At 48.1% G+C, this 14194-nt stretch carries 12 protein-coding genes; 6 read left to right on the top strand and 6 right to left on the bottom strand.

Translation table 11 applies throughout. The features are described from left to right. Positions 1-74: 74 nt before the first annotated feature. Entirely contained in the window at positions 75-1130 is a 1056-nt protein-coding gene (locus DXZ20_RS16850; protein WP_163699389.1) for an acyl-CoA dehydrogenase family protein, read from the bottom strand. 64 nt (positions 1131-1194) lie between these two features. After that, positions 1195-5022: a WD40 domain-containing protein gene (locus tag DXZ20_RS16845; RefSeq protein WP_163699387.1), complete on the bottom strand. Its 3828-nt coding sequence runs from the start codon at positions 5020-5022 to the stop codon at positions 1195-1197. A gap of 376 nt (positions 5023-5398) precedes the next feature. On the opposite strand from DXZ20_RS16845, the gene DXZ20_RS16840 reads away from it, so the two are divergent. The 3 genes from DXZ20_RS16840 to DXZ20_RS16830 all read left to right on the top strand — a co-directional run bounded on the left by DXZ20_RS16840 (position 5399) and on the right by DXZ20_RS16830 (position 6528). Then, a complete protein-coding gene (locus DXZ20_RS16840; RefSeq protein WP_163699385.1) occupies positions 5399-5818 on the top strand; it encodes a hypothetical protein in 420 nt (139 codons plus the stop codon). 149 nt (positions 5819-5967) lie between these two features. Then, the gene (locus DXZ20_RS16835) at positions 5968-6273 is read left to right on the top strand and encodes a hypothetical protein (RefSeq protein ID WP_163664027.1); all 306 of its coding nucleotides are present in this window, start codon (positions 5968-5970) and stop codon (positions 6271-6273) included. A 51-nt stretch (positions 6274-6324) separates the two neighbouring features. Next, complete coding sequence (locus DXZ20_RS16830; protein ID WP_163699383.1) at positions 6325-6528, top strand: hypothetical protein; 204 nt, start codon at positions 6325-6327, stop codon at positions 6526-6528. A gap of 94 nt (positions 6529-6622) precedes the next feature. Here DXZ20_RS16830 and DXZ20_RS16825 read toward each other — a convergent pair whose 3' ends face one another. After that, positions 6623-7507, bottom strand: coding sequence for a LysR substrate-binding domain-containing protein (locus tag DXZ20_RS16825; protein ID WP_163699381.1), 885 nt, complete (start codon positions 7505-7507; stop codon positions 6623-6625). A 101-nt stretch (positions 7508-7608) separates the two neighbouring features. Between DXZ20_RS16825 and DXZ20_RS16820 the strand changes: the two genes are divergently transcribed. After that, positions 7609-8721 (top strand): alpha/beta fold hydrolase, encoded by a 1113-nt coding sequence (locus tag DXZ20_RS16820; protein WP_163664034.1) that lies wholly within the window; start codon positions 7609-7611, stop codon positions 8719-8721. A gap of 171 nt (positions 8722-8892) precedes the next feature. Then, positions 8893-9597: a uracil-DNA glycosylase gene (locus tag DXZ20_RS16815; protein ID WP_163699379.1), complete on the top strand. Its 705-nt coding sequence runs from the start codon at positions 8893-8895 to the stop codon at positions 9595-9597. A 32-nt stretch (positions 9598-9629) separates the two neighbouring features. Here the strand turns inward: DXZ20_RS16815 and DXZ20_RS16810 are convergent, their stop codons facing one another. Genes DXZ20_RS16810 through tyrS form a run of 3 tightly spaced genes read right to left on the bottom strand, consistent with a single transcriptional unit; the run spans position 9630 to position 12314 of the window. Next, positions 9630-10364, bottom strand: a complete 735-nt coding sequence (locus tag DXZ20_RS16810; protein WP_163699377.1) for a hypothetical protein — start codon at positions 10362-10364, stop codon at positions 9630-9632. Further along, on the bottom strand, positions 10357-11097 hold the full coding sequence (gene pyrF, locus DXZ20_RS16805; RefSeq protein ID WP_163699375.1) for an orotidine-5'-phosphate decarboxylase: 741 nt from the start codon (positions 11095-11097) through the stop codon (positions 10357-10359). The genes DXZ20_RS16810 and pyrF overlap by 8 nt, the downstream gene beginning before the upstream one ends. Then, on the bottom strand, positions 11097-12314 hold the full coding sequence (tyrS, locus tag DXZ20_RS16800) for a tyrosine--tRNA ligase (protein WP_431732102.1): 1218 nt from the start codon (positions 12312-12314) through the stop codon (positions 11097-11099). The genes pyrF and tyrS overlap by 1 nt, the downstream gene beginning before the upstream one ends. Positions 12315-12973: 659 nt before the next feature. Between tyrS and DXZ20_RS16795 the strand changes: the two genes are divergently transcribed. Next, on the top strand, positions 12974-14194 hold a 1221-nt coding region (locus DXZ20_RS16795; protein ID WP_431732079.1), incomplete at its 3' end, for a transglycosylase domain-containing protein.

The raw sequence follows: 14194 nt of genomic DNA, 5'->3' as shown, positions 1-14194 counted from the left end.
CCCCGGCATCGCCCAGTTGTCCACGATCAAACAGATCGATGATCCAAAATTGTGCAAAGTGCCCACAAAGCACCCTACAAAATTCTTTCCAAACTCGCCCTCATTCCCCCATTACTCTGGCCTGATACCGAAAACGCCAGGGCCTCTCGATAAACCCGTTGCGCCGGATGCCCTGCAAAATTCGCCGCCCCCCGTGACACAATCACGGCCCCATGGCCACACCGCACCGCTAGCTCAATCGCCCAAGCCCGCAACCGCAACCTCTCCTCCGATGGATTCTTTAAAGTCCCATAGGTAGCTTTTCGGCAGCGACACACCTCATGGGTTAATCTCCCATAGGCCTCACCAATCTCAGGAAATACAGACGATTGAGCCCTTTTTAAAATATCCAATCCTCCCTGAGCACAGCCAAGGGCAAAAAAATTGTGCGTCAGCGGATACCCCATATCTGCCTGCTGAATCCACCCCGCTGGCTTAACATCCAAAACCAATTTCTCAGGCGCAAACCAATCCTGCAAAGTCGCTGTTACCGTTTGTGTTGATCCTAAGGCTGCCAGTTCCATGGGTTCACTAAATGCAAGCGAGCCTTTGACAGGATGAAATGGAGCTAGAACAAAAACTGCTCGTCCATCCGGTAGTTGTGCTGCCAACATCCAATGCTCAAAAATCCCAAACCCCGTAATCCAAGGCACTGTGCCATTAAACATATACCCCCCAGCGGTCTCTTTTGCCAGGATAGGCTGTTGTGCCCGACGCAAATGAGAGAAGCCGACACCCAGACCAATGTCACCTGCGATCGCACCCTGCAAATAGGTCTGTTTTAGTTCTAGGTTGTCAGAATTCCAAAGCTCCTGGGCACACCGCTGATGCTGACTTTGTAAAAACACCAGTGCTCCAGAGTAGCGCGCCAGCTGCTCCGTAAATCGATAAACCGCCTCAGAATTCCAACCTTGTCCCCCACCCTGTTTGGCAACCTTAAGTCCCAATAACCCATGGCGACCTAATTCCTGAAATGCCTTATGTAAGGACATTGGGTCTCGATCTAGCTGTGCCGCCTGTGGAACAATGAGCGTTTGAAATAAGTGATCAAGCGTATGGGTGGAGTGACCGGTAATAACAGATGTGCTCATGGGGGCAAATAACTGGCTCGTATAATCCCAATGTAGCGGGTGGAGAGCGTTAAAGCTTAGGGCTTTAATTTTGGCTCTGGGACAGGCTATTGCTGAAGTCTTCCACATCGATAGCACCCAGATCCTTGAGACTGACACGCTGTACTGGATCAATGCCAGTGATGCCTTTTATCTGCATCTTTTCATAAGGACGGGGTGGCTTAATTTGTCGGCGAGTTTTATCGATAATATCGATGATGTGGATAGAACCACTGCGATCGCAACTCACTAAATGTCGACTATCCGACATAAACACCAAAGATTGAATCCCCAATGGCTGGCCAATGGGCATTGGCATGTCTATTGGCTGGGCTTTCCAGTTTTGTGGATTAGGTGAGCGAGTGTCCCATACATAAATCCTGTGATCATCACTACCACTTGCCATCCAACAACTATCTGGGCTAAAGGCAACAGATTTCACCCCTGCTGTCCGATGTTCATCTTCAAAACAATGGAGATATTCCCCCATCTCCACATCCCAGATGATCACTTTTCCATCATCACTACCGCTCGCCAACAATAATCGAGGATTGGACTGAGATTTGGGAAACGGCTTAAATGAAACTGAACGAATGCGATGCTGGTGGCGCTCCTTAAACTTACGAATCACCTTATATTTTCGCACATCCCAGAGATAAATTGCCTTATCATCCCCACCACTGGCTAAATATTTCCCATCGGGGCTAAAGGCAACCGTTCGAATCCAATGTTGATGCCCCTCCAATAGTTGTAATTTCATCCCCGTAGGTAGCTGCCAGAGATAAATTTGTCGATCATCTCCGCCGCTCGCCAGCATTGTGCCACTGGGGTTAAACGCCACCGTTCGCACCCAGTGTTGATGGCCTATAAGTACTTTGACACAGGAACCGCTTTCCAAATCCCAAATCCGCACCGTCCCATCATCACTGGCGCTGGCAACCCATTCTGCATGGGCCGTTACCCCCCAAATACGTCCGGTATGACCCGCTAAATCTCGAATCGGCGTATTGGGATCTTCTTGAAAAGATTGCCATAGCTTAATATGCCAGTCATTCCCACCACTAACAATTAAATCTAGATCAGACGTTTGACGAGCACAAGACAGCACAGCCACCGACCGACTTCCCCTGGCAAACCCTCGCAAAATTTTGAGCGGCTCCATGGGATGCGTCCAGCTATTGGGTGTCGCAGACACTTTCGATAAAACAACTGAACGATCATCTCCGCCACTGGCTAAAAGTGTGTCGCTATGGTGCTGGTAGAAGGCAACAGACCAGACACGACTGTCGTGTATTTGAGATTTACTAATTTGAGTTCCCAGGTAAAAATCCCACAGAATAACGGTGCCGTCGTCGCTACCACTACCTACATAGCATCCATCTGGGCTAACAGCAACCGAACGAACTCGATCGGTATGTCCCCTTAAAACCCTGATACAGGTTTGGGACTCCAGATCCCAAATGCGTACGGTTTGATCATCACCACTGCTAACCAAATACTGGCTACAGGGAGAAAACACCACAGACCGTGCCCAATCTTCATGCCCAGTTTCTGTCGACGACATGAAAACTCGTTGCCTTTTCTCCCAATCCCAAACTCGAATATAGGTATCATCACCACAGCTGGCAATTTGATTGCCAGCCTGATTAAAGGTAATATATCGAAGAGTTTCACTACTCGTTGGCGTAGAAGACTCTTCTCCACGTTCCTGAAGACGTTTCAACTCCTTTCCAGTCCTCACACTGTATAGATAAATCGTAGATCGGCTAGAGCAGGCGACGAGCTCTCTTTCAGGATGAAACGTGACTGAGCGTACCCAGTCTGGAAAGCCAACTTTCTCCCACACTAGCGAAATATTATTGAGGCTGGGTTGATTTTCAGGGCTAGGATGAAAACGCCAAAGTCTTAATTTACTGTCATCTCCCCCGGTAGCGATTAAGGTGTTGTCTCGATTAAACGCGAGTGACCGTACCCAACCTAAATGACCTTGCCAATAGGTACGTTTTTGATAGGTCAGCGCATTCCAAATATGAATATGCCCATTCGTATCTCCAGCAGCGAGATACGGTGCATCCAGAGAATTAAAGCTAGTAGATTGATGGGTAAAGCCAACTGATACCACATCGCTTAGCATCTCAGTGAAAACAGATTTATCTAAGTTGCAGTGGTTAAACTTAGTGCCAGTTAGTTTAACCCCTTCCAAATCTGCCTGCCAGATCGCCAAATGTGAAAAATCTTGATTGCTCAGATCTTTAGCGGCTTTCAACTCTTTCGACAGCTGTGTCATCAAGTTGACCAAATTTCCACCTAAATAACCAATTTTATAAGCATCATTATGACGGTGGCGCTCCAAGAAGATCTCTAGTTTTTCTTGAGTTTCCCTTGCACTGCCATAGAGTTGTTTTAGGGCATCCAAAACCGGCTTTAATAGCTTTTCTGTTTGCTGTCGTCGCACATAGTGAACAGCATCAGCCTTTAGGAGGGAATGATTGTTAAGTAATAAATTGTCAGGCAACTTCTGTATAGTTGACGAGTTGAGTTCCTCAACGATGCGCTTGACCAAATGCTGAGTCACATATTCCATCACCGTTGGCTGCAAAGTAAAGGTTGCCCCTGCTGATCTCACTTCGATTAATGAGCGATGTTCCAGGGAGCGCAACGTATAAACAAGATCTTGCTTATTCAGCAAAGAGACAATATCAGTTTGCAGACTGATAAATGTCATGGGTAGGCGATTAATGGCCAACCAGTACATGGTCTCTTTTTCAAGAGGTGATAGCCGATTAAACTGATCCTTTAACACATCCCGCAGATCGTCAAAGACCAGCTGTTGCTGGTCTAAAAAGCGTCGGATACGCCCTGCAAACAAGTCTTTAATGGTACCCGTCGCTAACTTGAGAGCCAAAGGATTTCCAGAATAGCTATGGATGAGCTTCGCTTTTTCGACATCGGTGCCCTGCAATGGTTCAATATCTTCTAACAGTTGCTCAGCTGCCTGATAATCTAGCCCTGCTAAAGCCAAGATACGCACATTTGAGTGTTCTCCTTCCAGAGTCACTAGCTCTCTAGGCTTCTCACGACTAGTGATTACAACACAGCTACGTAGTTGTCTTTCTAATTTTGAAATGCCAACCTCTTGTAACAGCTGACGATAATACTTATAGTCTTTGTACTTATGATCATGAGGATCTAAAGCCCCTGCTTGAAAATGTCGAGACGCTTTCTTTGCATTCTTCGTAGGATTAGTCTCAGAAACAAAAACCTGGTCAAACTGATCTAATACAAGTAAGCATCGCTTTTGTTTAAATATTTTGAACAAATCCTTAATGGAGGCATTGGCAGGTATTTCAGGTAATGACTCAAGCAGAGCTTGAAATGAATCAAATTGTCGTAGTGAGCGCCAGACAACCCAATCAAACTCGGTCTTTATTTGGTCGATTAACTCTAAGACAAGGGCTGTTTTGCCAATGCCACCTATACCGGTAACCGCTATTAGATCACAGCGATCGCTACGAATCCATTGGCTTAGATGCTGTAATTCCCTTTTTCGGCCAGTAAATGAGATTACTTTGGGAGCATTCCCTAAATCAATGCAGTCCTGGTTCTGATTCTGGGCACGTTCAGATTGAGTGTTGAGCAGTTTGACTTTGAGAATAGCAAGTTTGCCTGGCCCTTTCCGCGCAATCTCAAATTTACGATATACCTCACCAAGACGCTTACGCACTGCAGCATCACTAATTTTTAACTGTTTGGCGATGTCAGCTGTCGATAAACCATCCACCGCTAGAATCAAAGCCTGCCTTTCAGCCTCAGTGACTCCGTGAGCCTTAGCTTCTGAGGTCAGAAAGTCTTCAGAAATATCGGGCTCTACCATAAACGCCACATCCTCAGATTAAAACCATGCAATAACGATGATCGAGGGGAACCTACCGAGATCCCTAGCCATAGTTAAACACTAACTGTATTTGATAGGTTACCTCACATAAGTGAGGAGCTAAACCCTGGCTTATTATTTTTAAACAGAAAAATCCTCACTTCATGGTACTTATTACTCTGCTCTAGCTTTTGAAGTGAGATAGGTTAAGGATAATCATGATGGGCAGACATTATTATGACCTGAATCTTAGATGGCAACACTTGAGGCTGGTTATTGACAGCATCTAACTTTATCGCTACTTTTATCTATGTGAGGTTAAACGCTACGCGGAAGTGATATTTTCTCCATAAATTTCTCACATAAGGGGGCATCTATGTTTAATCACTCACACTTTAGGCGAATGGACCTCTATCAGGTGTTAACGTCCGTTGATCAGAGCATCCGACAAACGGTCTTAGATACTGGCTTTGGTAACGTGGAGTTAGAGTTTAGCCCTGCAGATCGTCAGACCGTTAGAATCATTGTTAAGAATACAGTTTACGATCTCTACGCAGTTAGTCTAGATGAGGTACAACAGTTATTAAGGAGCGGACCACACTTCCCAGATCACTATATTAGTCAAAGGCTTTGGGACATGCTGGGAATAATCCTGCACACCATTTTGGGTGAACAAGGTACACAGTATGGCCACATTAGTCTGGAGATGGAGCGGAAAAACCATCAGCAACGTTTTCTCATTCATGGTGCGCCATCGTATCAACTGTATTTAGCTCAAGAAGCGATGAATCTTTAATTCCATGGGTATGCCGGGGAGCGGCAGCCCATAGGTTCAAAAACAATTAAAAACGGCTCGGTTTATGGAGAGATTACCAAGGCCGAGGAGGGTGCTGAAGAGCGCTTTCCTTGGCCTTGGTTTTTGGTAATAACCTCGGGGGACATCTCATGTTTGCTAAGTTTCAAACGCATACAGTGCTGGCTCGACTACTACAGAAACGTCCTGGTAATAGGCTTCCCAGGCGATTTAGGCAACGTCGACGCTACAGCTTGATCATGCGCATAGCATTTCAGTTATTTCGCTGGTTGTTTTTATTTGGTATGGGGGTTTCTCTCTTAACACTGTTTGTAGGTTGGGTCGTTTCTCAAAATTTGGCAGAAACTATCTACTTTCAGGTACAACCTCTTTTCAAACTGTTTGCAGCTACGACGTTTTTAGTCTTTGCCTGTGCCTGCCTTAAGGAGTCTATTTAAGGATTTACCACCTGTCAAAGTTGTTCACATTGTTGCTCACATTGTAAAGCCATGGCCATCTTCCCGATTGTGACATTTTTCTTGTTGTTTATCGCGCTCACCAAGCAGTTACTGGGTAAGGCTAGTGATATGCCAGATCGCGCATTGAATGAAGTGAATTTATCCATAGGAGATAAAACACCTATTGTTTTGGAGATTGATTCGTTACATTCTTTGGTGAGGTTGATCGCTCAGCTTGATTCTGAGAAGCAATAGACTTGTACTTTATGGTTACAAATGATCAGCGATCGCAACAGCTGTTGCGATCGCTGATCATACATGACTCCCCAAAAGAGTGCCTTGAGCTACTTTAAAAAAGCTCGTTCACAAGGTTCAGTATATTAGGTATGGCGGGATGAGATATATCTGAACGCCAGACAACGGCTGATTCAAGTATAGGAGACCGTTCTATCAAAGGTCTAGCCACCACACCCTGCTGTTGAATCTGTTGAATAGACGCATGAATGAGCGACACTCCCAAGCCTGCTGCCACTAGCCCAAGAATTGTTTGTTGTGGAAACGCTTCCTGGATCACCCTTGGGCTAAAATTGGCCTGCTGGCAAAAGCTAATAATGGAATCGTACAAAACAGGGCCTACCTGACGAGGGAACAAAATAAATGACTCGTCCGCTAAACATGTTATTGATATTGGCACAGGAGATTTTTTCGCTAAGGGATGAATATCTGGTAATAGTGCCATCATAGGCTCTCTATAAATCACCTCCTGACTTAGCAAAGGCTCATTAATCGGAGGATGTAGAAAGCCTACGTGAATCTCTTCAGCTAATAGTGCCTTCACCTGTTCATTGGTTTGCAACCGTTTTAGGTCCAGGTGAATTGCTGGAAATCTCTGCTTGAACTCACGCACAACTTTTGGCAAAACACTATTGAGAATGGGGCCAGTAAAACCAATATTGAATTGTCCGGCCACACCTTGACCAACCCGCTGAGCCATCATCACTGCATGGTCTGCCTGAGCCAGTGTTTTTCGTGTTTCTTGCAAAAACACCTTGCCCGCCTCCGTTAACCACATCGTACGCTTGGTGCGATGAAAAAGCTCCACCCCTAATTCTTCTTCCAGGTTACGAATCTGTCGGCTCAGGGGCTGCTGAGCCATATGGAGACGATGGGCTGCACGGCCAAAATGCAGCTCCTCGGCAACCATCAAAAAGTAGCGCAGGTGGCGTAACTCCATTTGAACCTTTTAGGTGCTAATTATGAACAAAAGAGGTGTTGGACGTTCATATGGGCTTTTTCTATGGTGGCAGATAGAGCGTTACGGGGTATTCGACGAATATGGCACTTCATCAACACCTAAGCCAAGGGGCATGGATTCTAGGATGGCTAACCATAGCAGTCACTGACGTTAAAGCCGAGGGCGCGATCGCACCCACCGTTTCCCCTGCTGTTACAGAAATAGTCTCTGCCATTGCAGTATCGCGCACTGACTTTCGCGTTGAGAGCGATCCGGGCATTAAAATTTCTGTGCGAGAGGTCAAAACCCAGTCAGAATCCACTGGAGTGCCCATTCTCTTGATTCATGGTGGTGGTCCGGGAGGTCTGGCATCCTTTGATTTAGACGTACCAGACTACTCGCTGGCTGCGGACTTTGCCCAGGCCGGGCACCCTGTTTATGTCATGAATGTACGCGGCTGGGAAGATTCGACTCGGCCCGATGGTCTAGATGAACCGGCAGATCGCAATCCCCCGCTAGTTAACTCTGAGGAAGCAGTCCGTGATATTGGTGCCGTAGTGGACTGGATCCGCGATCGCACCACGCAACCCCAAGTTGCCCTGGTTGGTTGGGCCACTGGTGGCCATTGGGCCGGTATGTACACCAGTCGGCATAATGATGTCGTCAGCCATCTCATTATGCTAAACAGCCTCTACAGCGTGAATGCCCCCTGGGTACTGACTGAGCGCTTTGAAGATCCTAATAATCCCGGCAGGTTTAACCCTGATGGGGGTGCCTATCGCTTGGTTGATTATGACGGCTTTCTACGGGGATGGGACAACTCAATTCCTATCGATAACAAAACTCAATGGCGAGACCCAGCCGTCGCTGATGCCTATGCTCGCACAGCCGTTGAACTCGACCCCACCAGCGCAACTCGCACACCGCCAAGTGCTCGTATTCCTACCGCCTATCGAGAAGAAAGTTTTAACCTGGCTCAGGGGTATCGATACTGGAACACAGAAGATATTTATACCCCCACCCTTGGCATTCGGGGAGAGTTAGATTTTTGGTCCCGGCCAGAAGACTTATCAATATTGGAGACAGAACTTATCAATGCTCCAGTTGTGCAAATGGTAACAATTCCAGATGCAACCCATTACCTGTTCAACGATCGTCCAGAACGGGGACGTGAACGTTTTATTCAAGAGGTATTGATATTCTTGCTAGACTGACTCACATTTTTAGCGACCGTCCCATAATTTTTACTTATGTTCTTTCTTAACGTAGAATTCAGCTTATCGACAGAAGGTCGGTGTCTTTGGGTTTAAAGGCTCACTAGGAGATTTCAGGTCCAAGGTTTCCTATAAACTAGAGCCTTGTATCCTTTGCTACTTGCCCCTTTCATGACAGAGCAGATCAGCCTGTTTAGTAATCAGCTGCCCTCCGAAGTTGATGCCCTATCCCCAGAAACCTGGGAGCAAATTCCCACCCGTGCCAGTATCCCCATTCCCTCGGGCACCTACGAAAATCTAGAACAACTAGCTCAGCACTGCAATCAGTGTCAGCGCTGTGACCTGGCTGGTGGTCGCACCAACGTGGTCGTTAGTCGAGGTAACCCCAACAACGCCGCCATTATGATTATCGGAGAAGGGCCGGGGCAGCACGAGGACGAACAGGGATTGCCCTTTGTCGGTAAATCAGGTCAGCTGCTGGACAAAATTTTGGCCTCCGTCCGATTGGACATCAAAAACGACGTTTATATCTGCAATGTAGTCAAATGTCGTCCCCCTGGTAACCGCGCCCCCACCGCAGGTGAAGTCGCCGCCTGTATCCCCTACCTGAAAGAACAGGTACGTCTGGTAGATCCAAAAATCATTCTGCTCACCGGCGGCACCGCCCTCAAAGGCCTAGTCGGCGTCAAACAAGGCATCACTAAAGTGCGCGGCAACTGGATGGAATGGGAAGGTCGAAACTGCATGGCCATTTTCCACCCAGCCTACTTATTACGAAACCCCTCCCGCGAAAAAGGCAAACCTAAATGGCTCATGTGGCAGGACATTCAGGAAATTAAAAAAAAGCTCGATGAAGTAAACAGCCAACAAGCATAGTAGTTGCTGGTTGAGATGCACAAGGCCATCCCCTACATAGGTTGTATCGCCCTTGCCTGACAATCCTGCAACCAACGCTGCACCGCCTGCCCCACACTTCCCTGACTACTATCACGGGGCGGCAACAGGTTTTCATCCTCAGCCTCGATCGCAGAAAACATAAACACCATTTGCCATCCCGCTTCATCAGGCGCTAAAAACAACCAATGAAAGTGACTGATGGAAATAGCCTCAGACTCCGAATACTGACGTTCAAGCGTCGTAAAAAACAGCTGCTGCAAATCCTGGCCGTCATCAGGCAGGGTGGTATAAACCCGATCTTTAATCTCCAAAGGAACCCGATCTGGCTGACTAGCCGTAATCACATAAGCTGGCCGATAGGCAGAACGAATATCCGCCACACTGCTTTGCAAAATCCGGTTGGTATAGCTAGGAATATCTCGAATTAACAGAGTCGAGAGAGCTGCAAAATCTTGAGGACAGCTAGCCTGGGGACGAATATAAGGGGTATCGCTGTCAGGCTCCCCTTTAAAGGTAGGTTGTTCGATGGAGGACTTTGATACCTTGGCCAGGCCGGGCGAACTACCCAGGGCAAAACTCAACACAATGCAGACGCTTCCCAAAAACTTTTGGGAATACAGGTTGGGCATAAAAGAAGCCATTCGTGCGATCGCTAACACACCACTTACGATTAATCCTAAATTCTGATCGGTAGCATGCAATAGTTCAGGGCGAGCACAAGGCATCACCCCTACGAGATTATCCATTTATCGTAATTTCATCGCAAATCTGTTGAAATGCCGTGGCAGGATTTTCAGCCTGAGTAATCGGACGACCAATGACCAGATAGCTAGCTCCAGCAGCAATGGCCTGACTGGGCGTCATGGCCCGCTGCTGGTCACCTTTAGCAGAACCGGCAGGTCTCACACCAGGGCACACCAACAAGAACTCATCACCGCACACACGGCGCAAAGCTTCTGCCTCTTGGGGAGAACAAACAATACCCCTTAGACCACTATCCTGGGCCAGCAAAGCCATCTGCAATGCATAGTCCTGTAGCTCCAGAGAAACCTTGAGCTCAAACGCCAGAGCCCGGGGATTAATGCTGGTAAGCAAGGTAACCGCAATTAAGTTAGGGGAGGCACAGCCTGTGGCGGCAGCCCCTTCCATAGCAGCCGCTTGGGCCGCCTGTAGGGCGACTTTACCCGCCGGAGCATGGACCGTGATCAGATCCACACCATAACCAGCAGCAGCTCGACAGGCTCCCGCCATAGTGTTGGGGATATCGTGGAACTTGAGGTCAAGAAAGATGCGCTTTTGACGCTGTTTTAGCTGTTCTAAAATGGCAGGCCCAGCGCTGACAAATAACTCTAGACCCACTTTCCAAAAGGTAACGTTGGGAATTGTATCGACGAGTGCGATCGCATCCTCCATCGTTGGCACATCTAACGGCACAATAATCCGCTCCGCCGCTGATTGCGTGGTCAATTTTTGGGCCATTATGCCACCAGCCTCACAAACTTCTTCTTACCCACCTGTAGCACTTTGCCCACCAGCTCATCGGGGCCAGCAAATTCCACATTGGGGTCGCTGACCTTCTCCCCATCCAACTTCACCGCACCGCCCTTAATCTGACGGCGAGCATCGCTGCTGCTGCTGCATAGAGGCGTTGCCCCTAGCAAATAAAAGACCTTGGCTGGGAAATTCACCGCTGTTAGAGAGAATTCCGGCACCGCCTCTGCCTGACCCGAGCCCCCCTGCACCAGGTTAATGGCATCCTTTTGCGCCTGCTGCGCAGCCGCTTCACCATGGAACTGACCGGTAACATCTAAAGCCAGTTGCTTTTGAGCCTGCCGTGGATTCTCCGGCAGACTATCCAGGGACCGCTTTGTCAGTAACTCAAAATAGTCAGAAATCAGGGCATCAGGCACCTTCTCTAACTTGGAATACATGGATAGCGGATCTTCTTGCAGCCCCACATAGTTGCCCAAGGATTTAGACATTTTCTGACTGCCATCGGTGCCCAGCAACAGCGGCAGCATCATGCCAAACTGTGGCGTCAGACCAAAATGACGCTGTAAATCTCGTCCCACCGCCACATTAAATTTCTGGTCAGTGCCCCCCAGTTCTACATCGGCCTTAAGCGCCACCGAGTCAAACCCTTGCATCAGGGGATATAAAAACTCGTGGAGATACACCGGATTGCCCTGCTCGTAACGCTTGGCAAAGCCTTCCTTGGCCAGCATCTGACCCACAGTCATGGTACCCAGCAGCTCCAGAATTTTGCCCAGGTCCAACTTCGCTAGCCACTCCGAGTTATAGCGAATTTCTAAACGGCCAGGGGTATCAAAATCGAGAATGGGGCGTACCTGCTCAATATAGGTTTCTGCATTAGCTTTAACCTCAGCCTCCGTCAGCTGTTTGCGCACCTCTGACTTACCAGTGGGGTCCCCAATGCGAGCCGTAAAGTCGCCAATCAACAGGACCGCCGTGTGGCCTGCATCCTGAAACGCCCGCAGCTTTCTCACCGGAATGCTGTGACCCAGATGAATTTCAGAACCCGTGGGATCAATCCCTAATTTGATCCGGAGTGGCCGGTCAGTTTGCTGTAATCTTGCCAACAAACTTTCATTAGGATCGTCTGAGTCGGGCTGATGGGGAAATACTTCACTGACGCCGCGATAGATCCCTGCAAACTCCTCAGGGATGGCCGACATTACAAAATTAGAAGCCTCGGTCATAGTGTGTTGGTGTAAAAATGCGCAGTGAACCGCCAAAAATAAATACTGATAACTCCGTAAGACTGCCTAAGTTTTCAAACTTGCCTAGACATCTGCCCGGAATCCACTATAGTAGCGGGTAAATTATCTCCCTTTTCTGATGGATGCATAAGGCCCTTGTGCCTGCATCATGTGGTTAGGGAGATTTAACGGCACACATTGAGTCCTCAACGACCTATCCACCCAATTTTTTCAGATTATTAGGTACGTCATTCGTCCGATGCGCTTGCCGCAAATCATTTTACTGGTCTATGGATCAGCTGGAACATTCCTCGGTACTGAATCGGTCCTAGGGGCTTGTTGTTCCTAAAGAAGTTTTGAGTACGATCTGGGAAGTCTGACTCTAATTTCGACATCAACCGCATCCACATCTGAAACAACGGTTTTTCTATTTGGGAAGTATACGTGTTTAATTTGGATGTGATTTAAATTCTGTTTATGGCAGCAGCTTTATAATTACGGGTGCTGATTTAGAGGAGGAGTCGATCTGTTAGAAATGCTATAAGTCGGCATTTTTCAGACGAAATCATCGCTCAGATCAGCCGCGCCTCACTAATCTGGCCTGCCGTGTATTTCCGTAAGGATGTAGCGTATCCGTGGCATTTAATACCATTCGTCAAACCCGAGTTCCTTTGCAGTTTACTGGTGAACCTAAGCTGATGAAGCACATTCAAGATGTGCTTCAGATTAGCGGGGCGACACTATTGACGGCAACCATGCTATGTAGTGCGATCTCAGCTGGTGGCTTAGTGGGTTTAGCCATTAGCTTTCGAAATTTGCCCGATGTGCGATCGCTACGCAACTACATCCCCACCGAAACCAGCTACATCTACGACGTAGACGGCACCCTGCTCGATAGCTTGCACGACGAAGCTAACCGGGAAGTGGTAGACCTCAACGAAATTTCCCCCCACCTCAAGCGCGCGGTTTTGGCCATTGAGGATAGTGACTTTTACGAGCACAGCGGCATCAACCCTGTGGGCATTGGCCGAGCATTTCTAGCCAACTTCCAGGCAGGCAATACAGTGCAGGGTGGTTCAACCATCACCATGCAGCTGATTAAGAACTTATTTTTGAGCCCCCAGCAAGCCATTAGCCGTAAGGTGGCTGAGGTGGTTTTATCGCTGCGCCTTGAGCAAATTTTCGAGAAAGATGAAATCCTCGAAATGTATCTCAATCAGGTGTATTGGGGTCACAATACCTATGGTGTTGAAACCGCTGCCCAGAGTTACTTCAATAAGTCATCCAAGGACTTAACCCTGGCTGAGGCTTCGATGATGGCGGGATTGATTAAAGCGCCTGAAAGCCTGAGTCCATTTGTAGACTACCAGGCCGCAAAGCGAGAGCAGTCTATCGTCCTAGAGCGGATGCAAACGCTGCGGTGGATTACCCCAGCCGAAGCCGAGGCTGCGAAAAAACAACCTCTGCGCTTGGGTAAAGTCACGTCCTTTGTTTCCAGTAAGGCTCCCTACGTCACTGAAGCGGTTGTCCAGGAGCTACAGGAACAATTTGGTCAAGAAGCCGTACTCAAAGGTGGCATGCGAGTGCAGACCACCATTGATATTAAGCTACAGTCCTTAGCTAAACAAACCGTAAAATCGGCCCATGCTAACCGCTTTGGCAACGGTGCCATCGCCGATCAAATGGCTCTGGTTGCCATCGACCCGCGCACCCATTTTGTAAAGGCCATCGTCGGTGGTGTGGACCATGAAAGCAGCCAGTTTAATCGGGCCGTTCAGTCGCGTCGTCAGCCAGGATCAGCCTTCAAACCCTTTGTTTACTATGCGGCCTTTGCCTCAGGTCGGTACACCCCTGAT

Origin of the sequence: Adonisia turfae CCMR0081, from assembly GCF_011009555.1 — a bacterium.
Classification (GTDB): Bacteria; Cyanobacteriota; Cyanobacteriia; order Phormidesmidales; family Phormidesmidaceae; genus Leptothoe; species Leptothoe turfae.
Note: the sequence above shows the minus strand (reverse complement) of the source record. Positions and strands in the feature narration are given on the sequence as shown.